Annotated in this window: 17 protein-coding genes, 1 tRNA gene and 1 pseudogene; 10 read left to right on the forward strand and 9 right to left on the reverse strand. The window is 61.7% G+C overall.

The window, feature by feature from the left end; genetic code table 11:
* Window positions 1-18 precede the first annotated feature (18 nt).
* From FB562_RS02200 to FB562_RS02210, 3 genes are all read left to right on the forward strand, one after another.
* Entirely contained in the window at window positions 19-1,131 is a 1,113-nt protein-coding gene (locus tag FB562_RS02200) for a YlbL family protein (RefSeq protein WP_141879649.1), read from the forward strand.
* Between the two features lie 94 nt (window positions 1,132-1,225).
* A complete protein-coding gene (locus FB562_RS02205) occupies window positions 1,226-4,120 on the forward strand; it encodes a UPF0182 family membrane protein (protein WP_246081300.1) in 2,895 nt (964 codons plus the stop codon).
* A gap of 68 nt (window positions 4,121-4,188) precedes the next feature.
* Window positions 4,189-4,262, forward strand: a tRNA-Met gene (locus FB562_RS02210).
* A gap of 211 nt (window positions 4,263-4,473) precedes the next feature.
* Here the strand turns inward: FB562_RS02210 and FB562_RS02215 are convergent.
* A complete protein-coding gene (locus FB562_RS02215; RefSeq protein WP_141879650.1) occupies window positions 4,474-6,345 on the reverse strand; it encodes a hypothetical protein in 1,872 nt (623 codons plus the stop codon).
* Window positions 6,342-7,379 (reverse strand): hypothetical protein, encoded by a 1,038-nt coding sequence (locus FB562_RS02220; RefSeq protein WP_141879651.1) that lies wholly within the window; start codon window positions 7,377-7,379, stop codon window positions 6,342-6,344. Before FB562_RS02220 ends, FB562_RS02215 begins: the two co-directional genes overlap by 4 nt.
* 139 nt (window positions 7,380-7,518) lie before the next feature.
* On the opposite strand from FB562_RS02220, the gene FB562_RS02225 reads away from it, so the two are divergent.
* Window positions 7,519-7,923 (forward strand): hypothetical protein, encoded by a 405-nt coding sequence (locus FB562_RS02225; protein ID WP_141879652.1) that lies wholly within the window; start codon window positions 7,519-7,521, stop codon window positions 7,921-7,923.
* A 447-nt stretch (window positions 7,924-8,370) separates the two neighbouring features.
* On the opposite strand, the gene FB562_RS02230 is transcribed toward FB562_RS02225, so the two are convergent.
* Window positions 8,371-9,399 (reverse strand): hypothetical protein, encoded by a 1,029-nt coding sequence (locus tag FB562_RS02230; RefSeq protein ID WP_141879653.1) that lies wholly within the window; start codon window positions 9,397-9,399, stop codon window positions 8,371-8,373.
* On the reverse strand, window positions 9,396-9,710 hold the full coding sequence (locus FB562_RS02235) for a hypothetical protein (RefSeq protein ID WP_141879654.1): 315 nt from the start codon (window positions 9,708-9,710) through the stop codon (window positions 9,396-9,398). The genes FB562_RS02230 and FB562_RS02235 overlap by 4 nt, the downstream gene beginning before the upstream one ends.
* A gap of 162 nt (window positions 9,711-9,872) precedes the next feature.
* On the opposite strand from FB562_RS02235, the gene FB562_RS02240 reads away from it, so the two are divergent.
* Complete coding sequence (locus FB562_RS02240) at window positions 9,873-10,349, forward strand: hypothetical protein (RefSeq protein ID WP_141879655.1); 477 nt, start codon at window positions 9,873-9,875, stop codon at window positions 10,347-10,349.
* A 34-nt stretch (window positions 10,350-10,383) separates the two neighbouring features.
* On the opposite strand, the gene FB562_RS02245 is transcribed toward FB562_RS02240, so the two are convergent.
* A complete protein-coding gene (locus FB562_RS02245) occupies window positions 10,384-10,854 on the reverse strand; it encodes a hypothetical protein (RefSeq protein WP_141879656.1) in 471 nt (156 codons plus the stop codon).
* Window positions 10,855-11,370: 516 nt separating this feature from the next.
* Window positions 11,371-11,976: a hypothetical protein gene (locus FB562_RS02250; RefSeq protein WP_141879657.1), complete on the reverse strand. Its 606-nt coding sequence runs from the start codon at window positions 11,974-11,976 to the stop codon at window positions 11,371-11,373.
* 268 nt (window positions 11,977-12,244) lie between these two features.
* On the opposite strand from FB562_RS02250, the gene FB562_RS02255 reads away from it, so the two are divergent.
* The 5 genes from FB562_RS02255 (at window position 12,245) to FB562_RS02275 (ending at window position 19,533) form a co-directional block, all read left to right on the forward strand.
* Entirely contained in the window at window positions 12,245-13,339 is a 1,095-nt protein-coding gene (locus tag FB562_RS02255) for a YobI family P-loop NTPase (protein WP_221625353.1), read from the forward strand.
* A gap of 39 nt (window positions 13,340-13,378) precedes the next feature.
* Window positions 13,379-14,571, forward strand: a protein-coding gene (locus FB562_RS02260) for an IS3 family transposase (protein WP_141879659.1) whose coding sequence is annotated in 2 segments (ribosomal slippage) — window positions 13,379-13,663 and window positions 13,666-14,571 — 1,191 coding nt in all. Because the reading frame shifts where the segments join, the coding sequence is not laid out codon by codon here.
* A 59-nt stretch (window positions 14,572-14,630) separates the two neighbouring features.
* Window positions 14,631-17,279: a YobI family P-loop NTPase gene (locus tag FB562_RS02265; RefSeq protein WP_141879660.1), complete on the forward strand. Its 2,649-nt coding sequence runs from the start codon at window positions 14,631-14,633 to the stop codon at window positions 17,277-17,279.
* A gap of 193 nt (window positions 17,280-17,472) precedes the next feature.
* Window positions 17,473-18,084: a hypothetical protein gene (locus FB562_RS02270; RefSeq protein ID WP_141879661.1), complete on the forward strand. Its 612-nt coding sequence runs from the start codon at window positions 17,473-17,475 to the stop codon at window positions 18,082-18,084.
* 246 nt (window positions 18,085-18,330) lie between these two features.
* A complete protein-coding gene (locus tag FB562_RS02275; RefSeq protein ID WP_141879662.1) occupies window positions 18,331-19,533 on the forward strand; it encodes a hypothetical protein in 1,203 nt (400 codons plus the stop codon).
* An 83-nt stretch (window positions 19,534-19,616) separates the two neighbouring features.
* Here the strand turns inward: FB562_RS02275 and FB562_RS02280 are convergent, their stop codons facing one another.
* The 3 genes and pseudogenes from FB562_RS02280 to FB562_RS02290 all read right to left on the reverse strand — a co-directional run bounded on the left by FB562_RS02280 (window position 19,617) and on the right by FB562_RS02290 (window position 22,909).
* Window positions 19,617-20,645, reverse strand: a complete 1,029-nt coding sequence (locus FB562_RS02280) for a hypothetical protein (RefSeq protein WP_141879663.1) — start codon at window positions 20,643-20,645, stop codon at window positions 19,617-19,619.
* Window positions 20,646-21,024: 379 nt separating this feature from the next.
* Window positions 21,025-22,196 (reverse strand): annotated as a pseudogene (locus FB562_RS02285) (IS3 family transposase).
* A 314-nt stretch (window positions 22,197-22,510) separates the two neighbouring features.
* Window positions 22,511-22,909 carry a heavy metal-responsive transcriptional regulator gene (locus tag FB562_RS02290; protein WP_141879664.1) on the reverse strand — a complete coding sequence of 133 codons (399 nt, stop codon included), beginning with the start codon at window positions 22,907-22,909 and terminating at the stop codon, window positions 22,511-22,513.
* Window positions 22,910-22,947: the final 38 nt, after the last annotated feature.

A 22,947-nucleotide genomic window follows, 5' to 3' on the forward strand; every position in this document is an offset into this window, starting at 1 on the left:
GGATGTGAAAGGACCACGGTGTCGCTCTTCGCCCGCCCTGCCATCCACGACGAGGTGCCGCCATCGCGCGGGCTCCGCACGGGATGGACCCTTCTGCTGCTCGCCCTCGCCGCGGTCGTGGCGCTGTCGTTCGTGCCCGCGCCCTACGTCATCCAGAAGCCCGGCCCCGTCTTCAACACGCTCGGAACGGTCGAGGTCGACGGTGAGGAGGTGCCGCTCATCGAGGCGGATGCCACGACCTACGCCACGAGCGGATCGCTCGACCTGCTCACGGCCAGCATCGTCGGCAGCAGGGCGACGCGGCCCAGCTGGCTGAGCGTCGTGAGCGCCTGGTTCGACCCCAGCATGGCGGTGCTGCCACTCGACGAGGTGTACCCGGAGGGCACGACCTTCCAGCAGTCGGAGGAGGCGAGCCGCATCCAGATGCAGAATTCGCAGAAGGATGCAGTGGCCGCTGCCCTGCTGCAGCTCGGCTACGAGGTTCCCAGCACGCTCACCGTCGAGAGCCTCACCGCGGGTTCCCCGGCGGAGGGGGTGGTCGAACCCGGCGACGTGATCGTGGCCATGAACGGCATCGCCTACGCGGATGTCCCCGCACTCCGCGAGGCGCTCGACAAGCACGGCACGACCTCGCCCGTGACGCTGTCTGTGCTGCGCGGCGACGAGCAGCTCGAGCTGGAGATCGTTCCCGCCCTGAGCGCCGAGGCGGTGCCCGCGCCGATCATCGGGGTCGGAATCAGCGTCGACTACGACTTCCCGGTGGATGTGAGCATCCAGTTGGAGAATGTCGGCGGCCCCTCTGCGGGCATGATGTTCGCCCTCGGGATCATCGACACGCTCACCCCGGGCGAGGCCACGGGCGGCGAGGACATCGCCGGGACGGGCACGATCGACCGCGACGGCACGGTCGGCGCGATCGGCGGTATCCGGCAGAAGCTGTATGGGGCACTGGATGCCGGGGCCGAGTGGTTCCTGGCGCCCGCATCCAACTGCGACGAGGTGGTCGGGCACGTGCCCGACGGGCTCACGGTGTTCTCCGTCTCCACCCTCGAGGAGGCGCTCGACGCGGTCGAGGCGATCGGCGAGGGAGACACCACGGGCCTGCGAGGCTGCGAGATTGCTGCGCGCTGAGCGAACGCGGGTCCGCGAGGGTGCGCTGGCCGGTTAAGCTGGGTCGTACCCCGTCCCCCCATCGGCAATCGCGCCGTGAGCCAGGAGTACACGCTTGAGTTCCGCAACAACCCAGCAGCCCGCCTCCAAGAACCGGGGCACTCTCGTCATCACGATAGTGATCATCGCGGCGGTGGTCGTCGCCTTCTTCATCTTCGCGGGGCTCTACGCCGACTGGCTGTGGTTCCAGCAGCTCGGCTTCCAGAACGTGCTCACCACGCAGTGGCTCGCCGCCGCGGTCATGTTCCTCATCGGCTTCGTCGGCATGGCGGTGCCCGTCTGGGTGAGCATCGAGATCGCCTTCCGGCGCAGGCCCGTCTACGCCAAGCTCAACGCGCAGCTCGACCGCTACCAGGAGGTCGTCGAGCCGCTGCGCCGCCTCGCGACCTTGGGCATCCCGATCGTTCTCGGCTTCTTCGCCGGCATCGCAGCGGCCAGCCGCTGGGAGCTCGCGCTCATGTGGCTCAACCGCACCACCACGGGTGAGGTCGACCCGCAGTTCGGGCTCGACATCTCCTTCTATCTCTTCGAGCTGCCGTTCTACTCCTCGGTGCTGGCCTTCGCATCCGCCGTCGTCATCATCTCGGCGCTCGCGGCGCTCGCCACCAGCTACCTGTACGGCGCGCTGCGGGTCACCGGCCGCGAGGTGCGCATCTCCAAGACCGCGCGCATCCAGCTGGCCATCACGGGCGCCATCTATCTGGCGCTGCAGGCGGTGTCGTTCTGGCTCGACCAGTACCGCACGCTCTCCGACACGAGCAGCGGGCTCATCTATGGCGCCTCGTTCACCGACGTCAATGCGACCATCCCGGGCAAGGCGATCATCGCCGGCGCTGCTGCGGTCGTCGCCATTCTGTTCATCGTGACGGCCATCGTCGGCCGCTGGCGCCTGCCGATCGTCGGAACGGCACTGCTCATCGTCACGGCGATCATCGCCGGCTCCGTCTACCCGTGGATCATCCAGCGCTTCCAGGTCGAGCCGAGCGTTCGAAGCCTCGAGGCCGAATACATTCAACGCAATATCGACGCCACCCGCACCGCGTACGGGGTGACGGATGTCACCGAGACGCCATACTCGGCGACGACGGATGCCGAACCCGGCCAGCTGAGAGATGATGCCGAGACCACGGCGAGCATCCGAATCCTCGACCCCGCACTCGTGACGCTGTCGTTCGCGCAGCTCGAGCAGATCAAGCAGTACTACAAGTTCCCGCAGCACCTCGACGTCGACCGCTACGAGGTCGACGGCAAGAGCCAGGACACCGTCATCGCGGTGCGCGAGATCGACACCACCAACACGGGTGGCACGAACAGTGCCTACAACGACACCTTCGTGTACACGCACGGCTACGGTGTCGTCGCGGCGGCCGGCAACGAGCGCACGGCCGACGGCATGCCGTCGTTCATCGAGTCGGGCATCCCGAGCACTGGTGTGCTGGGTGAGTACGAGCCTCGCGTCTACTTCGGTGAGAACTCACCCGACTACTCGATCGTGGGCGCGCCGGAGGGCGCGAAGCCGATCGAGCTCGACTACCCCGCCAACGGCGAGGACAGCGACACGAACGCCACGACCACCTACAAGGGTGACGGTGGGCCGAAGCTCGACAACATCTTCAAGCAGCTGATCTACGCGATCAAGTTCCAGTCCGAGCAGATCGTGCTCTCCGACGCCGTGAACTCGGACTCGCAGATCCTGTTCGACCGTGACCCGCGCGAGCGCGTGCAGAAGGTCGCCCCGTATCTGACGCTCGACAGTGACGCGTACCCGGCCGTCGTCGACGGCAAGGTCGTCTGGATCGTCGACGGCTACACGACGAGCGCGCAGTACCCGTACTCGGAGAAGCAGTCGCTGAGCACCGCCATCGTCGACACCTACACGCCGGCGCCGCTCGTTGCTCTCGACCAGATCAACTACATCCGCAACTCGGTGAAGGCCACGGTCGACGCCTACTCGGGTGAGGTCACGCTGTACGCCTGGGATGACGAGGATCCGATCCTCAAGACCTGGCAGAAGATCTTCCCCAGCACCCTCAAGTCGGCCAGTGAGATGACCGAGCAGCTCAGCGAGCACGTGCGCTACCCGGCCGATCTGTTCAAGGTGCAGCGAACCATCCTGGGCACGTACCACGTCACCGACACGAACTCGTTCTACTCGGGCGACGACGCATGGGTGACGCCGGATGACCCGACTTCGTCGGCAGCGACCGCGAAGGCGCAGCCGCCGTACTACATGACGATGAAGATGCCGGGCGCCGACTCGGCGGCGTTCTCGCTGTACTCCACCTACATCCCGCGTTCTTCGGGGGAGGGCACAAGGAGCATCCTCACCGGCTATCTTTCGGTGAACGCCGATGCAGGGGAGAACTACGGCAAGTTCACACTGCTGGCACTGCCTAAGGACACCACCGTCGCCGGCCCCGGCCAGGTGCAGAACAACTTCAACTCGGATACTGCCGTGTCGACCGAGCTGAACCTGCTCGACCAGGGTGCGACATCCGTTCGCAAGGGAAACCTGCTGACGCTGCCCGTTGGTGGAGGCCTCCTCTACGTGCAGCCGGTCTATGTGCAGTCGACGGGTGAGACGAGCTACCCGATCCTGCAGAAGGTCCTGGTGTCGTTCGGTGACGAGATCGCGTTCGAGAGCAGCCTGGATGCCGCGCTCGACGTCATCTTCGGAGGCGACTCCGGAGCCGTGGCCGGCGACGAGAACGTGCCGGATGCGCCGACCGTGCCGACGGACCCGGACGCCCCGGAGACGCCCGAGACTCCGACCACTCCGACCACTCCGGGTGCCGGTGACAGCAGCGCCTTCACGCAGGCCCTCGCTGACGCGCGGGACGCCCTGCAGGAGCGCGAGGCAGCCTACGCCGCCAACGACCTCGTGGCAGCGGCCCAGGCCGATGAGAAGCTGCAGAAGGCGCTCGAGACGCTCTTCGCTGAGTCGAAGTAGGGGAAGAGCTGGGAGTTCACCGGTTGGTAACCCCGCGGTACAGGCTGTGCTAAAGTTGACTCTTGTGCCGCGGGGTGGAGCAGTTCGGTAGCTCGCTGGGCTCATAACCCAGAGGTCGTAGGTTCAAATCCTGCCCCCGCAACCGAGGCTCATTCCGGAAATGATCGAAAGATTATCCGGATATTGAGTGAAGGAAGGACCGGGATGGTTGAGAAACCATCCCGGTCCTTTCTTTTTGGCAGGAGTGCCTTGCTGGCAGGTGGCGTCTGGCGCCCGGGCGCGTTAAATGACGAAAGGCCTGCCTTTTGGGCAGGCCGGATCGTCCGGTCTTGCGAAGTAGGGTCTGAATTCGGTCAGGCTCGAGGTTCTGCCAGGGCCATGTGCGGGACCCTAGCGAGCGGCATGCCCCGTTCATCTCGTCTGCGTCTCGTTCTCGTGAGAGTCGCCGCTCGCTGAATACGCTCGGCTTCGCTGTGAAAGAACGTGGCAATGCGTCGCATATTCGAGCAAACGGCGGCGAACGCGAGAGTCATGTAGGTAGCGGCATAGCCTCGCCCGCTTCGCTTGTTTACGTTCTCGATGTCTCCGTGGAGGGGTGTCTTCAGCAGTTTGTTCGAGGTCTCAACGAGGTTTCGCATGCCAAACCAGGCACGCCACTCGTCGCTCTCGTAGGGGAGATGCTGCGCGAACTTGACTGGATGGGATTTCCCGCGGGTGTTCTTTGACTGTTCCGACTTCGGCTTCCGCCGCGACGTCGTGCCAGATGCGATGCCTTCGGTTTCAGGAAGGACCGGCGGGACTGTGATGCTCGTAACGTTCGGCAGGGCTTTCGGACGCACCAGCATTTTGTCGAAGGGGGGATAGGAGAAACGCTGAAAGCCGTCCTTGTCTCGCTTGCCCTTTGGGATCATGCGATAGGCGTCGCGGTTGGCGATGCGATGCCGAAGACTACTTTCGCCATCGCGGGCATCAGCGATCGTCTTCTTCGCTGCTGACACTTCGGTGTCGGTCGGGCCCTTTCTCCCGGTGGGATGTTGGGACTGATAGACGACTACCTCGGCGTCAGCTACCGCCTCCTCTACTTTGGCGCGTTCTCTCGTTGCGTTGACGAGGTTTTCCGGCATCCACTCGACGTACCAACTGCCGTCCACCAGCTGCAGGTCCGCAAAGTGGCTCTGGACGCCGAGATCGTCCACTTGGTAGTCGAACACAGTGTCGACCCCGAGTCTGATCAGAGGCTCGTGGAATGTTTGGATTCTCTCGTAGTTGTACGCGCGGTCAACGACGAGCACGGGACGGACGAATCCGAGCTTCATGTGCCGGGCCGTCATCGCAGCCGCGTGACCCACGAGCCTTCCTGGAGCGTGGCATCCGATCTCGGTGAGGAGCGATGGGAAGGCGGAGCTCTCTCCCGGCCTATTCCAGATCATGACCGCCGTCTCAAGCTCATACGCTGCCTCGTCAGTGGCGGCACCAATGCCGCCGTGACTTCCTTCCCGCCTGTAGCGACCGGCCAACGGATCCGGATTGCTTCGCGATCCTGCTTTGCTCGCGCTGTTTCGCGAACCTCGGATGGGCGCCTTCGTCGCATCGATTGCCGTGTTGCCTTTGTACTTGTCGCGCAAGTCAGCTGGCAGCATTCGATAGGAGGCATGCACAAGCCCGTTGCAGAAGTCGTCGAGTCGTTCCTGGTTCCGAGTCTGTAGCGCTTTTGCATCCGGCGCTTCCATCGATTGAAGCAGCTTGTCGAACTGGTCGGCGTTCATGATTTTGCGCAGCGGGGTCGGTGTCGGATCCATGAGCGCGATGAGCCGATATGTGGTGTCGGAGACTCGCTTGTACCAGTGTTGGGTGTCGCCCAGGGTGGTGCGAATGCCGAGTGCGGCGAAGTGCTCCGTTGAGAAGCGGTACGCCAGGGTGCGAGCCAACTCCATGTAGCTGACGCCGACCCCCATCTGTGCGTTCATTAGGTACAGCACGACGAGGGCGCGGAGGGGGATGATCGCCTTCTTGCCAGCGTTGCTCTTTCGCCTGTCTGAATCCCACTTGCTGAGCATCTCTGGGATGCCAGACGTGTCGGCAACTCGGGTCGCGGTGTTCAGGTGCGCTTTCGGCACGGGGTGCATCGCGATGCCCGCGTCGTATTCCCGGGAGCCCACCCCGAACGTGGACACCATACGCTCCTCGAGGTGGTCGACAGCCTTCGAGTCGGTGATCCTCGTCATGACCTTTCACCTCCACGAAGCTGGCTCCGGGCATCCTGGACGCTCGGCAGCGTGAGGTAGGGGAGGTAGTTGTGCAGGTTGTTGAACTGCTTGAATCCGGACGCCTTGAACACCACCGAGATGTGCACCCTCTCGTCGAGGAGTTGCACCAGCCAAGTTCCCCGCAGCCGCGACGCCTTCGGGGCCGTTCCGTCGCTTCGGCTAGTGAAGTCCGAGACCAGGTTCTTCGGCTCCCGAGTCGTGCGCTCGGGACCCCACATCGGCTTCCCCGGCTCACAGCCAGAGACGGCTTCGAGAAACATCTCCTCCCATTCAGCACGGACCGCGACCTCCCGGGGGCATCGTCCCCGGATGGCGACGGTGACGCCAGACTCGCTGGCTGTGACATCCTCCGGGAACAGTTCCCCGAGCTCGCCAGGCCAGAGGCCAGCACCCGCTGCGCCAGCGAGGAGGAGTTTCGCCTTCCGTGTCCGCTCCACCGTCCGCTGGCCGTTCGCCCAGCTGCGAAAGCCATTGGCTTCCTCGGCTGTGTACGGATCCTTTATCGTCCTGCGCCTGATCGGCTGCATCGGCTCTGGATTATCCGCCGGCGCAACCCGGTCGGCAAGCGCCACCAACACAGAGCGATAGCTCGCTCTAGAACCTTCCTCGAGTGTCAGCGATTCGCAGTAGTTGTCGATGACGCGCCTGTTGAAGACAGCACCCGGCTCCTGCGGCAGGCCCTGAAGGTTGACGGCCCACTGCACGAAATGCGCAGCGATCTTGAGAGCTCGATTAGTGTCGAGCGTCGTACCCTCGGACGCCGCGCCCACGGCGTCCAGCACGAACACACGGATCGCCGCCCAGTCACTGGCTGGGATTCTCGGCGAGTACCGCATCAGCGGAGCGACCACCTCCTTCGGAAGTCTGCGGATGTGACGTCCGTCGAGTATCGCCGCGACAGGGATGATAAGGGAAATGTCAACTATCAGGTTCGGGTTGTCGCCCTCTGATGCGATCGGGCGGGGGGAATGGGAAAGCTTTCTTGTTGTCATGCCCCCTCTCTGTGCGGGCACGAAAAACGAGCCGGTCGTCCTTTCACTGTGCAATTAGCAATAGGATGCCCAGAGTAGCTAAATCTTGCCATACCTTTAGCTGTACCGCCTCTATAAGGTTAGAAAGTAGGCCGAGACTATGGACCCAGTAGGCGATCTCCGCGCGTTCAAGTTCAAACCCCGGGACGTTGTGCAGTCACCGAAACAGTTCGGGAAGTCTGGGTTGACCCTCAAGCCGCGCGACGGGGTCGAGCGGGACGATCCAAGATTTGGGGCAGCACAGCTCCAACATCTGATCGCCAACGCCGTCAGGGAGTCAATGCTTGCCGAGGGACACTCGCTCCGAAGCTATGTGAACCTTCTCGACGGTGTGCCCGGAATGACCTACGAGCGACTGGTTCGCATTCAACGCGGCGACACGCTCATGCAGTTCGCCGATCTGGTGGCGTGGGCAAGGCGATTCGAAGCGGTCCGTTCTCTTCTGACTGACTCGAGCACCTGGCCTGACGGTGTAGCCATCGATGAGCCCGAAGTCTCGGGTTGAACACAGCGTCTAGTGCATTTGGGGACCCCAAGACGGGCAATTGCCGAAACCTGTTAAGCAGCCAGGCCCTGCGGCATCCTCGCTGGATGTCTGCTCTCGCATATCGACAACACATATCTGGCTAACAAGCATCCGTGCGGAGTCCGTGGGCGCCGTCGGACTTCATGGTCCAGTAGCCGAATTGACCGACTCAGCATGCCTCAATGTGCGCAGTCGACGTGTGGCGAGATTGGAGGCTGGGCTGACGGTGCGACCTCGCCGTCGTCCAGCATGTCACGGAGGGCGGACGCCACCAAGGACTGAATCCCGGAGAGCGCCTGGCATTCTTGGTTGGCAGCCCACGCCAGCGATGGGAACTCGGTGACCGTTCCGATGAATGTCTCGTCGACAGCGGACCAGTGCACTCGATAGCTGTAGTAGGCGGCGCTCGGTGGGGGATCCTCTGCGTTAGGCATCGAAGGCTGCCACTCGCTTGATCCAGCGAATCTCGGTCGACACTGCCCAGAAGAAGTCCGTCGGGTCGTTGTAGCCGCCGTCGGACTTCATTGTCCAGTAGCCGGATTGCCCGACTCGGCATGCTTCGATGGTGCGCAGTCGACGTGTGGTGTCATTGATGGTGAGCGAGGCCATCGTTCCCGGCTGTCTCGCGACGGTGCGCCGGTCGAGGTCGAAGAAGTAGTGGCTGCTCCAGGTTCGTACGACCCAGAGTCCGGCCTCTCCTCCGGTGAGCTCTGTCACCGTGTCGTCGTCGCGTGGGAAAAGCGTGAGCGCACTGGTGCGCGAGAACAGGATGCCCTGGCTCAATTCCATCGGGTCGTCCTGAGCAAGAAGGATCACTTTGGTGTCGGAGGCGTCTGGCCCCTCGCCAGTACTGACCGTCTCCTCGACAGTGACGTCGTCGTGAGTACCCAGGTAGAGCTTTGGGTGGATTCGAGCGATCGGATCGGTCGGTTCCGTGGCATTCTCGCTGAGTGGGCCGCTGCGGCCCGTGGACTGGGCGTCCAGCGGTGGCCGCGCTGGAGGCAGGAGCGGGTTGTAGCCGGCAGGACCGATGAGGATATCGGTGCCAGCCTCTGGGACTGGACCGGGGGAGTGGGCCTCATCAAGAGTGGCCAAGGTCGCATGGAAGCGAAGCGTGGCGCGGAATCCGCGGGGAAGTTGGGCGATGTTGGTGCGCAGCCAGCACAACCCGTCCTCCGCGAGGTGCCCGTGCTCGATGGCGGCTGTGGTGGCATCACGGATGAACAGTGTTTGCTCGCGGGCACGCAGCCGCTCGTTGATCCGATCTAGAGTGGCCTCCCACGTGCGGTCTGCTGCGGAGAGTCCCAGGCGGCCGAGGATGACGAGTGCTTCGACTCCGCGCTTCCACATCGTCTCCGAGACGATTTCCAGGTGATCGAGGTCGCCGTTGATATCGCTGAGGATGCCGATATAGACCTCGTTCTCGAGGCTCGTGGGTGGGGTTGTCGCAGTCATGGTAGGTCCTTCCCGAGGTTGAGGTGTGTCGGAGTGAGCGGCTCGATGCTGGTGACGGTGGTAGAGGAGCGGCGGGTCAGAAGGACGCCAGGGATGCCGAGATTGATGTCCAGGATCATGGGCTCGCCGACGTGGCATCGCAGGACCCTCACCAGCTGGACTGGCGAGGTGTCGTTGCGCATGCGCCGTATCGCGTCATCGAGGGCGTCGGGTGTCCGGTTCAGGAGCATCCGGGTGAAGTCGATGCGGTAGCTGGCCGACTCGGTAACCACGAGGTAGAGGCCGGTGCTGCGTCCATCGAGGGAATCCATGCGCTGATCTTCGCGCGGTACGCAAGCGGCCGAAATTACAAGAAATCTGTATGTGCCACTGGATGCGAACGCATCTAACTGGACCGCGCGGGCTGCAACGATGGACTGCGGTCGCCGGTTGCGGAGTGCGTCGGATTCTGTCCGCCCAACGAGGAGGCAGCGATGTCAGGATCCGAGCGGATCGGCACGTGGTCGGACTGGACTGAACTACTCGCCGCCATTGACGCCTACGGGGGCAGCGGGTCCGAGGTCAGGCGCCGAGCTGACGCCGACGGGGTCTCTCTCGAAGTTGTTGGCGAGGGGCTGTCCCGTGCGGCCGAGCTTCGCAATCGTCTCGCAGACTCAGTGTTGCCGGACTTCACCAGTTGGGAGGCCACGCCGCCGGGGCTGCTCGACCTGCGAGTGTTCGATCAGGATCTCTGGTGGGTCGATGTGGTGCGCCGACCGCACAGGGTTGCTGACATGAGCGGCGAGTATCTGGCGAACGTCATTGACTCTCTCCGGCGCGGGAAGGTCGACTTCTGTCAGGCCTACCACTGTCAATACAGAGGCGTTGCCGTGCCCGTCGATGCCCACAAATGGTTGGAGTCCACTGCTCTGATGCGCGGTCTCCTGGCCGAACTGCGAAAGCGGCACTAAGACAATGGCCCGGCTGCCGCGCGAGTGGCCGTACCTAGTCTTCGTCCGCAGTCAAAGTGATGTAGCGATACCCGTCCAGAGGTGCGACCGGTTGGATCTTGCTCGAGTAGGTTCTCGCAAGCTGGGCGCGCCGGAATCTCACCCGCAGCACGGTCTCGAGCCCTGGGAGACATCGCTTGGCTATCTCGAACTCGTGCAGATACATCCCAAGATCACCACGCAGAATCGCCCCGATCCGGCGCTCATCGAGCCCGACCAGCCTTCCGTACGCCGCGTGTGTGATGTGGTCGATTGTCAAGATCCTGTTGATCGCGAGGGCAACCTCATGTTGAATCGCGGCCGCCTGGGCCTCACCGGCAAACTCTGCCATCCACGCCCGAGCGTTCTCGGGCATCGTCGTATCCGGATCAGGAAATGGCGCCTCGATGAAGGCCGCGTTCTCGGACTTGCCGAACTCGGCCGGCCGGTCACAGAACGACCTCGGCTTGCCATGCACCGGTGTCATGTGGGGAGGCTACGCCTCGCAAGGCGCTGCGTACAGGAATCGTGTAGTTGACCCTTCACTTCTGATGCGTTCCGACGGCAACGAGCAGTGGTACGTGTAGGTGAAGTACGCACGCGATGCGATCGACATAGAGAAGGGGAGACGCGATGACAACGAGCCCAAGCACTCCGAAGACTCCGTCCGAACGAGCCCAAAGACTGTCCGAGATCCGAGCCAAGGCTCGCGAGGAGATCGCCGGGCCTGTGCTCAGCCCTGAGGAAGTTCGCGGCATGGTTCGTGGCAATGCTTGTACCAGCACCGATGTCGATCGACAGGTGCCCACTACCTCGGAGCGACCTCGTGGCCGACGAGCCCAATAGCTGAACTCCGTGCTTCTGGACTGGTTTCCCTCCGTGCCGAATGACTCGACGAGTCGATCACCGGAAAGGTCCGCGTGGCCCTGACGCAGAGCGATGCTTTTTACTAGGCATACACGCCTGTACGACAGACGTATGCGTCCGCGGAGTATCGAATGCGTTAGACCGCAACCGTCTCTTCGTACCCGTCGTCCAGTCCGAGATCGAAGCGCATCATCCCAACCAGCTCGCTGGCGAGAGGCAGATCGTCATCAAATTGGGGGCTGAGTTCCCCCGACCACGCGTCGTTCATCCGACTCTGATAGTTCCAGAAAAGACGCTCAGCCCTGTCAGCAACCTCCGCATCACCGATGAGCTTGAGTGCCCCGAGGCACGTCCGCCATCGCTCCCAGAGGTCGTCTCGCATACGCTCCAGAGCGGCCAACTCATCCCGCTTGGGGTGTGACGACGGAATATCGGCAACCATCAGAAAAAACTTGCCGCCGGCGTCGGCCTCCACACCCGCCGGAGGATCGAACTCGCAATGGATAAGTCCAATGTCGGGTGCGAGCAGTCGCCACTGGTCCATACAGTCAATGTATTCTGCGTAGACGCGACGCTTTTCAGCTCGGTCGGACTCTCGCGCTGAGTGCTCCAGCTCGAGTTGCTTCGTCTTACGCGCTCCGGAGTTGGCCAGAACGGTGCCGAGCATCGCCAAACCTCCAGAGACCAGGACTCCCAGCAGCGTTCCGCCCACAGCGAGAACTGCTCCGTCGAGTTCGCCCATTCCGTCGGCTTTCGATCTAGTTCGGTCGGTGCAGATAGATGAATCTGGTGCGAGCCTATAGGTCTGCAGACGCGCCTGAGGCCACACTCCGCTGGGGCGTGTGGCCTGAACGTCCCCCGACGAGAGAGATCGCGCATCACCATGAGGTGAGTAAATCCGAGACGCCAGCCGGAGCTGCGAAGGGGCGTGGGCTCGTGCCAGACCGCTAGGGTTCCTCTCACGGACGCTATTAGCGAGCGACAGCGTCACACCGAGAGAGCGAGACCCTTTGGCGGAGACAACTTTGCGCTCACTCGCGCCCGACTACAGAGATACCCAACATGCCTCATACGTGCGTCATCTCACCGAAGCGCTGGAGGACTCTCGGAACAGGAACATCGCACTCACAGGGCGGTATGGTGCCGGAAAATCGAGTGTCCTAGACCGCTTTGTTGCTGATCAAAACAAGCTTGACAAAAATGTCCTGCGCATCAGCATCAGCACGCTCGGTCCCGACAACGACGAGGACCTCACTAACCGGATCCAGAAGGAACTGGTCAAGCAGCTTCTCTACCGAGCTAAGCCTGGCGAGATCAGACGTTCGCGCTTTGCCCGCCCCAAGCCGCTGACATGGTGGCGGGCGCTGCTCGAGTCTGCAGGCGCTACCGCGGCGATTGTGGGGCTTCTCTGGCTCTTCGGGTTGTGGCCAGTACAGGAGGTCCTCGGTGTTTCTGACCCGACGCTAGTGGCCGCGATGTTGTTTACGGTGACGTTCGTGCTGCTGGTGCTCGGTGTCGTTTGGTCGGTGCGGTGGCTTCTGGGGGATCGCCTCGTCTCTAAAGTCTCGACAGCGGGCCTGTCGATCCAGCTCGAGAAGAAGGCGGACTCGTATTTCGACGCGTACTTGGATGAGATTGTGGCGTTCTTCGAGACAACGAATCCGGACATCGTTGTCTTCGAGGATCTGGACCGATTCGATGACGCGCGGATTTTCGACTCATTGCGAGAGCTCAACACCCTACTCAACGCGTCGGCACACTGGTCGAAGCGCAAGGATCGCCCTCTCCGCTTCATCTACGCGATCAAGGACAGCATCTTCGAGAAGATTGGCAAGCCACAGGCAGAGAAGGATCGCGCGGGCGAGTCGGGCACGCCCGGCGAAGGTGCACTCGCCGCTGAGCTCGCCAGACCCGCAGACGCACAGCAGAACTCCCAGTGGTACCGCACCTCCGACATCGCCGCTGCGGAAACCGAGCGCGCCAACAGGACCAAGTTCTTCGAGATAGTCGTGCCCATCGTGCCATTCCTTTCTCACAACAACTCACGGGACCTGCTTAGCGATTGTTTGGAGGAGGGGACTGCTGCACGAATAGGTGACATCTGATCTGGCTAGCCCGGAGGGTTGGCCTGGAAGGATGGCATCATGCCTAAGCCCTATCCGCGAGAGTTCCGTGATGACGTCGTGCGCGTCGCGCGGGGCCGTGAGCCTGGTGTGACGATCAAGCAGGTCGCGAAAGATTTCGGTGTCCATGCGGTGACGTTGCATAAGTGGTTGCAGCGCGCGGCGGTCGACGACGGGGTCAAGCCCGGCGAAAGCCGTGGTGAGGCCGCGGAGTTGCGGGAAGCGCGTCAGAGGATTCGTCTGCTCGAGCAAGAGAATGAGGTGCTCCGCCGTGCGGCGGCGTATCTGTCGCAGGCGAATCTGCCGGGAAAAGGTTCTACCCGCTCGTGACAGAGCTCGCCGCTGCGGGGATCCCCGTGACGGTGACGTGTCGGGTATTGAAGCTTGCTCGCCAGCCTTACTACCGGTGGCTGGCTGACCCCATCACGACCAGCGAGGTAGTGCAGGCATATCGTGCGAACGCGTTGTTCGACGCGCACAAGGACGACCCCGAGTTCGGTCACCGGTTGCTCGCAGACGAGGCCCGCGACGCCGGGGAATCAATGGCGGACCGGACCGCGTGGCGCATCACGGCCGCGAACGGCTGGTGGAGTGTGTTCGGGAAGAAACGGGGCAAGAACGGCAAGAAACCCGGCCCTGCCGTTCACGACGACCTCTGCACGGTCACCGATGAGAGCGGGCGGGTCCGGCACGAGTTCACCGCCGAGGGTCCGAACCAGCTCTGGCTGACCGACATCACCGAACACAAGACCGCAGAGGGCAAGCTCTACCTCTGCGCGATTAAAGACGTGTTCGGGAACAAGATCGTCGGGTACTCGATCGACTCGCGGATGAAGTCGAGTCTCGCTGTCCGCGCGCTGGAGAACGCCGTCCAGATGCGCGGTGACGTCGCCGGGTGCGTGGTCCACTCCGACCGCGGATCGCAATTTCGAAGCCGAAAATTCCTGCGTGCTCTATCCCGCAACCGCCTGGTCGGATCAATGGGCCGGGTTGCATCATGCGGAGACAACGCCGCGATGGAATCGTTCTTTGCGCTGCTGCAAAAGAACGTCCTCGACCATCGCTCCTGGACAACCCGCGAGCAGCTGCGCATCGCGATCGTGACCTGGATCGAACGCACCTATCACCGACGCCGACGGCAAGCCGCTCTGGGGCGTTTGACGCCCGTCGAATTCGAGACCATCATGAACACGACCGTCGCACTGGTGGCGTGACTATAACTGTCACCTATCCGTGCAGCAGTCCCGAGCTTGACCTGCCCGACGGCGTCAGAGTGGAACGCAAACTACTCAGCCTCGTTGGCCGACACACCACAGATATGCGGTTGATGACCAATATCTGCAACGAGTTCGTGGTCTACGCCGAGAAACTGCTTTGGAGCGCTAACCCAGTGCCCGGTATGACCCCAGACGACCTGTTCGCCATCGTCGTATATAAGAACTTCCACGTAACTGACTTTGAGGCTCTTCCGCAGCGCGAGAGCGCTTTAGACACTCTCGAGCGTCGTCGCCGGGACTTCGTGCAAGAGTCCATCAAGGCGCTTCAAGCGAAGCGGGAATCGATTTCTCGGGGCGAGGCGCTGAAGCGTGAGCAGGCGGATCTTGCCGCAAAGCTCGGTAGCCGACTGGATACTTTTCTCAACGCAACAGGCTCCACGCTTGTCAGCGCAACGGTTGGTGCAAAAGTCCTTGACAAGACTATGACCCAACGGCCCGCGTTCTGGAGCACAATTGCCACAGAGGGTGAGTTGACACTTGACTTCAAACACCCTGGCGGTTACCGCACCAATGTGGCCTTGGATCGAACTCAACTCGCTAAGTTATTCCCCGACGGTATCAACCCAGAGAGCTGGGGCGATTATGACACCGAGACCGCTTCCGCAAAACGCCGAGAGAGCGACGCGAAGATCGCGTCTCTTCGAGGCGCTGACTTCACAACACTCGCGCATCAACCGCACTACACCGTCAACAGTCTGACATTCTCCGATCACATCAACGCGACATTAAGCTCAGAGCTCGCGAGGGATTTGGTACGCCAGGGTTTCTTGAACCGCTACTACGCGGAGTACTCGTCGGTGTTCTACGGGAAATTCTTAGGTGTCGACGTCGCACACTTTTTCCGCAACAGCGTCTGGCCAAACGAAATGGACATTCATTTCAAGTTTGCGACAGAGGGGGCGATCAAAAATCTACTGGAACAGGCACCTGACGGGTTCACCAGCTCACGCAGTGCGCTCAACCTTGAGGTCGTCGACTACTTGCTGCAGCACCGCCGGGATCTTGCGATGCAGGTCGTTCGCTATCTTGTCACGGAGGCGGGTGAAGAACGGGACACCTTCCTGGAGGCCTTCCTGGGCGAGAAGGGCCTTCAGAGGAAGGCCCTTGTTGCACTTCTGGCAGAGCATCCTTGGCGCGGCCTGTACGAATACCTCGCGAAACACCCAGACCGTGGACTGTTTCGTGATCCGAATCCTGGAGAATCCGATACTGACGCGGACGTTGTCGGTTCTCTTCTCAATGCCGCGTTACTCAGCGGAAAGAACGCTGCGAAGTATGACTGGAGCAGCGCCGTACAGAGTCTGGTAGTTGATCTACACTCACGCCTTCCGGCATTCACAAAAAAGCAGCAGTCCGCAAAGATGAAGGATCTCTACTCCTTCATCGTCCGCGCGGAAATGATCGTGCCCTCGCTGAAGGTGTTGTCCGAAGGGCTCCGCGAACGGGTCACCGAAGAGCGCCGGTACGCCCTCACCGCGGATAATCTCCGCGCCGCCATTGGTCTAGGGGCAGAAACGCCGGTGACGCTGGAACGCATTCGCCAGAGAGAAGTCGTCTGGGATCACTGCGCGAGCGCTCCCGATACCTTCCTTCGCGTTGTAGCAGAGGACAAGCACACACCTCACGTCGTGGCAGATCCCGAAGTCCTCAGAGGCGTCGTCGATGATGTGCATGACAGGTGGTCGCAGGCGCAGCTCGACACACTTCTTCGCTGGAGTTCCCCGAAAGCTGCGCTGCCCGATCTCACGCTCCTGCCCAAGATGGCTTGGCAATCGATCGCGAAGGCGCGGCGGATGGTCCCGAGTGTAGAGAACCTCCACGCCTACACGGCAGTATTTCGTGTCGATGATTCGCTCGCGGGCGTTCTCATCACCGAAGACGGTCATGCCGCAGAGATCATCGACGTGAAGAGCAAAGCCGGAACCCGCGACGCGTTGACGATAGCTATCCTCAACGCATCCGAGCAGCTCACTCCTACACAGCGGGTATGGCTCGTGCTGAAACTCGTAGACGGCTACACGGAGGAACAGCTCGATGTAAGCGCGATTACGTCGACCGGGGACAATCTCCTCGCGAAGTTGCTCGAGGCCGAGCTAGTTGCAGACACCTTCGAGACATTTAAGCACTTCGCCACAGCCGGCTGGGAAGCAATTGCCGCGGCCTTTAGAATCTCGGCCGAAGCGCATAACTTCATCAATTCTGAGCTTGTCGGCGGCCACGCTGCGGACTTGCTTGAGGACCCGCTCGTTCCTTCGGTGCTTCAGAAGGTGCTTATCGTTCGTCTGGAGGACTTCGCTGAAGCGAACGGCGTAGCATTCCTTCGGGCGGCGGCAGCCAAGGCGAGGACCTGGCACATTCGGCTCACGATGGCCCAACTCGAGTTGATCTCAAAGCACGCCTCGGACCCGGAGGATGTGGTCTGGCAACTCGCCAGGACGGATGACGGATTCGACGGCCCTGCAGCGATGCACATTCTCAGCCTGCTTGGCGGTGACTATGAAGGCTTTTCGCAGAGTGCTAATCACGAGTTCGAGATCGCAAAGACCGATTCGACGAATGAGGTGCTCAAGCTGCTGAGAGACGCCGACCTTGTAAGCACGCCACCGGGCGGACGTGGCACGCGCCGAATGGTGAAGCTGTGCTGAGGCGGCACGCTGGACAACACGGTGCGTAAGCACTCCTGAAGGTCTAGGAGATTTTGAGCCGGCGTAGCGATCTGGCTGGAGCTATAGATGGCGTCGCAGTCATTCTCAACTCGCCATGAATGTAGTCGCACATCGCTTCGATGTCGGAGGATGTCCGTAGGTGCCAGAGACGACTAACCCACTTGGAGGCCCGATGGGCTGGAACGCTTTTCAGTACGTAGCGACAGCAATCGGTACGATCGTTGCAGTCGCCAACGTCGTATCGGTAGTGGGGCAGCACCGTACTCGGCGGTTCTTCGAGCGATCGATTCGCCTACTCGACCTCCGCATGCGACTCATCGACCTCGGACCGATGGAGGGTCCAGGTGCCTCATCGACCTCATCTTTGGCGCATGACAAGCTGCTACTTGAGTACGAGCGGGAAGCACGCGCGAACGCTGCAATGTTCGTGTCATCGGGCGCGTCATTGAAGAAGGCCGGATCATATTTCTGGAGTAGCTTCTCACTGTTCTATGCGCTGCTGATGGCGCTCTTAACGGGGGATGTAATTAGGCAACTCTCGGGGCAGCCGGCATTGGCGGTGACATCTCTCGCGCTGGTGCCTGGAATTGTGACTGTAGTGCTCCTATGGAGTGGAACTCGGGCTCTATTGCGGCGCGACCGCGTGCGCAGTCTCCGTCAGAAGATCGGCGAGGTAGATCCTGTGTCGGTTGAGGGCGTCATGCGTTCTTCGGAAGTGGCTGCCCTATCGAGGCTTTTTTCATGGATTCGTCGTCAGTTCGTGGCGGAGTCGAGTAAGACCTAGCCATTCCGTTCCTCGAGTAGGAACGTCACCACAGCTTTCCCCCTTCGCGAATGTCGGGGCAGGAAAGCGTCCGATGGTGGCTAGCCGATGCCCCATCCAGCGAACCGTGCACTTCTTCGGCCGCCCTATGGGCTGAACCGTAGGTTTCGGTTGATCGGATTCTCGTGAGACGGCGGGAAGCCCGATAGTCTGCGGCCATGAGGGGGACCACTCTTTGATTGCGGGCGAACGATGAGGGGACGACCAATGGCGACGGGCAGCGAGCGCTACAGAACACATTCCGTGTGGGAGACACTTCGGTTGAAACAGGAGTCGCTAGCGGCAGCTCGCTTCGGCGATGCTGACACCGAGGAGTGGCGAACAGACATCGTGGAGTGGCTGAGCGAAGCGCTGAAAACAAAGCTAACGCGGCAGCCTGCTCTATATCTCGGCGTTTTGGACTCACTTGGCACAGCCCTCAACGCACTGCCCGTGACCACAGCGGAGTTCGCACAGTATGTCGCGGACGGCTATGGCCGCAAGCAGGGGGTGGACATACTTGAGGCGGCGCTAAGGAAGCTACCTCTGCCTGCGCCGAAGGAGCTCAACGCTTCATACATTGCGCTACTCGACAGTGAAGTCGAGGCTCGGACGACAAGGTTGAGTGAGCTTCAGTCCCGGATCTCGGAGACCGAAGCGGCTCTCGCCTCCCGCCAGAAGGAACTCGACAACATTGCGAAGAACGTCGAATCGCTGTCCAAGCGCATCGAATCGGAGCGTGAGGCTATAGCGGAGGTGAGCCAGTCCGCGCGGGATCAGATTGATAGGGACTGGGGCGAAGCGCTGGCTGAGTGGCATTCCGATCAAGAGGCCATCAACTCTAAGAACAACGCAGCTGCGCTCGAACATGTCGCAACGCTCGCAGCGACCGCTCGCGCTGGCGAAGCGCTCGCCGAGCACGCCGCCGGCAGCCTCAGTGCGACCGACTGGAACGGGCGTGCAAAGCGCGAGCGCAGGGCGGCGCAGTGGATGCGGGCCGGCGCCGCGGCGGCCTTCGTGTTCGCCGGGGCTATCGGCTTCTTCATCGTCACGGAGGCGGTTCGCAGCAATTTTGACCTGACTGTGGGCGACGGAATTCTCCGAGCATCTGTAGCGCTCGTGGTTGGTGCGTTTGGTGCACTTCTATTGAGGGAATCCGGTCGGCATTTCCGAGAGGCCGACACTGCGGAGGACGTTGCCCTCTCGCTGAAGGCACTTGCTCCGTTCTATGCGGGTTCCGATGATTCGGTGCGAATCGCTGCCCGTGTGCAGGTCGGAGACGCTGTCCTCGTCAAGAATGTGTTGTCGAGGTTCGCACATCGCGACGCGGCTAAACACTCAGCGGAGATTGACACCGCAAATCTCTCGGTGCTTGTCGACGACGCCGCCAAGGCTCTGAGCACAGTGCAGCGAGCGGCCAAGACGGGGTAGGAAGACACCGGCTGAGTGCCGTTAGGGGGTGAGGTCAGCTATGCGCCGATGACGATCGCTCGATGACTGCCTCGGCTTGAGCGCTATCCAGGATTAGCATCACCAGGGATCTGGCCGCGTTGGATCAACGCGCGTCCAGTTACTATCCATGCGTGAATCATTGAGGCCTTGAGAGGTTCGGATCCGTCGTCGCGGCGTTGAACCACGCTAATGAACTCGCCTTGCACTTTCTCGTCAATGATCGCACCGGAAACAAGGTATGGCTTGTTGTGCTCCGGTTGTGGCGGCAACTCGATCAACACGAACATCCCGCGCTTATCGGCTGTCGGAACAACCGTGACATCAAGGCCGACTGGGAACGGATAGAGCAGTTGATCGATAATCTTGCGGTATCGAGTCGCCTGGGACGGATCAAAAGGCACTGGCGTGAGCTTGGAAACAGCTTCGACGCCCTCCTCGACTGAGCATTCGAGACCCACGACGACCAGCCCTCCGTCGTCGCCGTTGCAAAAGCGGGCGACGCTCTGAGCGAGCGAGATCTTGCCGCGTGCTGTAGCCAAGTCGTAGTGCGTCGTCTTCGCATCGAACCATTTTCCTTCGGGCTGGCCAAGTAGCGCACCGAGTCGCCCGGAGCGTGCCAGCGCAGAAGTTGTAGTCAGCGAGAGTGCCCCGCCTCGAGTTGCCTCCAGAAGGGCAATGATGTCTTCGCCAGCGCTGACGAGATCGCCGAGAGTCCTGTCTGCGGGGTTGTACGTGAGTTGGAGATGGGCCCCCAGAGCCGAGGTTGACCCATACAGGTCATGTTCAACAAAAGTTAGGTTGCGTCGATCGAGTATGGGGCGGAGGAGCTCTTCCATCATGAGCTGGTCATCCGTATCGGTACTTGAGTCGGCGTCCCACAACCATTGCGGAGCTCGAAAGTCGATCATCAGCGAGAAATGCTCGTCGGCTGCTTCGAACCACACGTCAAGGACGGGAGACTCTTCGTCGCGATAGTCGGTTTCGGAATCGTCAGTGATATGCACCGATTCAGGGCCGCCATCGAGCCTGAGCGAACTATCTAGATCGGACGCGAGACATCGTGCGAGGTCGGCTCGGCGAACAATGAGCATTCCTGTGTGTCTTCCCGTGTCATACGGTATGCCACCAAAGACGAATAGTCCGGGTTCGTCATCCCGAGCTCCTCGGACAGTCGGGAGAGAGTCGGAACGAGGATTCGAATCGGCTGTAGCGGTCATCGACGATCCGTTCGGGTGTGAACTACCGAAGGCTGAGATGGCTCTTCGGTTCAGGCCGCGACTGCCGCCTGTGGACATCATGGTCCCGAGTTTGGTCGGCGTCAAACGAGTCAGTGCTCAATGACTCATTCCATAGGCGACGGTCAGGTCTTCGGAGGCGAGCTCCGTCAGGTGGCCATCCTGCAGTACCCGCGACGAACCAACTCGTCGACGAAGGGACGGGGACTGCTGAAGGTCTTGGTGACTCTTTGGGTTAGGCCGCGAGTGCGGCCGGTGTGGTCATGATGGTCTCGAATTCGATCGGCGTCAAACGGCCCAAAGCTCGTTGTCGTCGACGGCGGTGATAGGTCGCCTCGATCCAGGACACGATCGCCAGGCGCAACTGTTGCCGGGTTGCCCATCGGTACTGATTCAGGAGGTTCTTCTGCAGGAGCGCGAAGAAGGACTCCATCGCGGCGTTGTCTCCGGCGGCACCGACCCGGCCCATCGATCCGGTCAGCCCGGCGACGCTGAGTTCATGGACGAAGCGCCGGGAGCGGAACTGGCTGCCGCGGTCCGAGTGAACGATCGTGCCGACCGGTCGTCGACGTTGGATCGCCATCCGCAGCGCATTCACCGCCAGTTGCGAGGCCATATTGTCATCGATCGAGTAACCTACGATCCGGTTCGAGAACACGTCCTTGATCGCGCACAGATACACCTTTCCCTCGGCGGTCCAGTGCTCGGTGATGTCGGTCAACCACAGCTGGTTCGGTCCGGCCGCGGCGAACCGGCGGCGCACCAGGTCGTCATGGACCGGAGGGCCGGCCCTACGGCTCTTGCCGCCCTTCTTCTTGACGAACACGCTCCAGATCCGTTGTTGCGAGCACACCCGCCACACCCGCCGCTCCGACGCTTCAAAGCCGAGGTCGGCCAGCTCGTCGGCGATGAACCGATACCCGAACACCGGATCGTCCCGATGCACATCGATTGCCGCGTTGATCAGCTGGGCCTCGTCCCAGTCCCGATCCGCCACAGGCCTGCGCAACCATCGATAGAACGGTTGCTTGGCGATCTTCAATACCCGGCACGTCACCGCGACCGGCACCCTGATTGGGGCGCCGGTCGCGGCCAGCTCGCGGACGAGCGGGTAGATCATTTTGGGCTGCGCAGGACCCCTTGCGACAAATACGCTGCCGCCCGCCGCAGCACCTCGTTCTCCTGCTCCAGCAACCGGATGCGTTTCTTCGCTTCCCGCAGCTCGGCATGTTCGGTCGAGCTCACCCCGGGCTTGATGCCGTCGTCGACTTCGGCGATCTTGACCCACCGCTGGACGCAGGACTCGGAGATCCCGAAGTCTTTCGCGATCTGAGCGAACGACGCCTCACGGCGCCGCGCGATCGCGACGACATCGTCACGGAACTCCTTCGGAAACGCTCTCGGCATGGCAAACATCCTTCCAGAGGCGAGCATCTCGCCCCAGATCAGGAGTCACCTAAACCTTCAGCAGTCCCCTCTGCCCGCGACCTGCTCATAAACGATCGTTTTCGAGCCGGTTCTTGCGGCTGCGAGCCCACGCCGGAGATCCGGGGGAGCGATGTGCTCGAAACTCATCGCCGAAAACAAACGGCGCCGAAACCTAGCGGGATGGTTTTCGGCTACCAGCGATGATCAAAGGAGCGCCAGGTCCGTGACCGTTTCGAAACTGGTTTCGGTCGGGCTGCGGTCGTTTCGAGGTTCTGACCTGCCCGCCGCGATGCTCAAGGCACAGGGATGAGGTGACAGACCTGGGAGGGTGTGCACTCGCTGGGATTCAGAGTCTTCGCGCGGTCGCCGAGCTGGCGTACCTGGGCAAGGAGAGCGGTGAGCTCGGCGATGCGTTGCTCCAGCTCGGAGGCATGCTGTGCGAGCACTGCGGCGACATGCTCGCACGGTGCACCGCTGCTCTCGCGGGCCGAGACGACCTCGACGACTTCGGCCAAGGTCAGCCCGGCAGCCTGCGCAGCCTTCACGAACGCCAACCGGTCGACCGCACGGTGGTCGTACTCCCGGTAGCCCGACGCCTGGCGAGCCGGCATCGGCAACACGCCAGCGCTCTCGTAGAAGCGGATCGTCTTGGCCGTCACGCCGGCCGCGGCGGCCAGATCTCCGATAAGCATGCTCCACCATAGCCTTGACCTTCCCCTGCGCTGGAACG

Origin of the sequence: Homoserinimonas aerilata, assembly GCF_006716125.1 — a bacterium.
Taxonomy (GTDB): domain Bacteria; phylum Actinomycetota; class Actinomycetes; order Actinomycetales; family Microbacteriaceae; genus Homoserinimonas; species Homoserinimonas aerilata.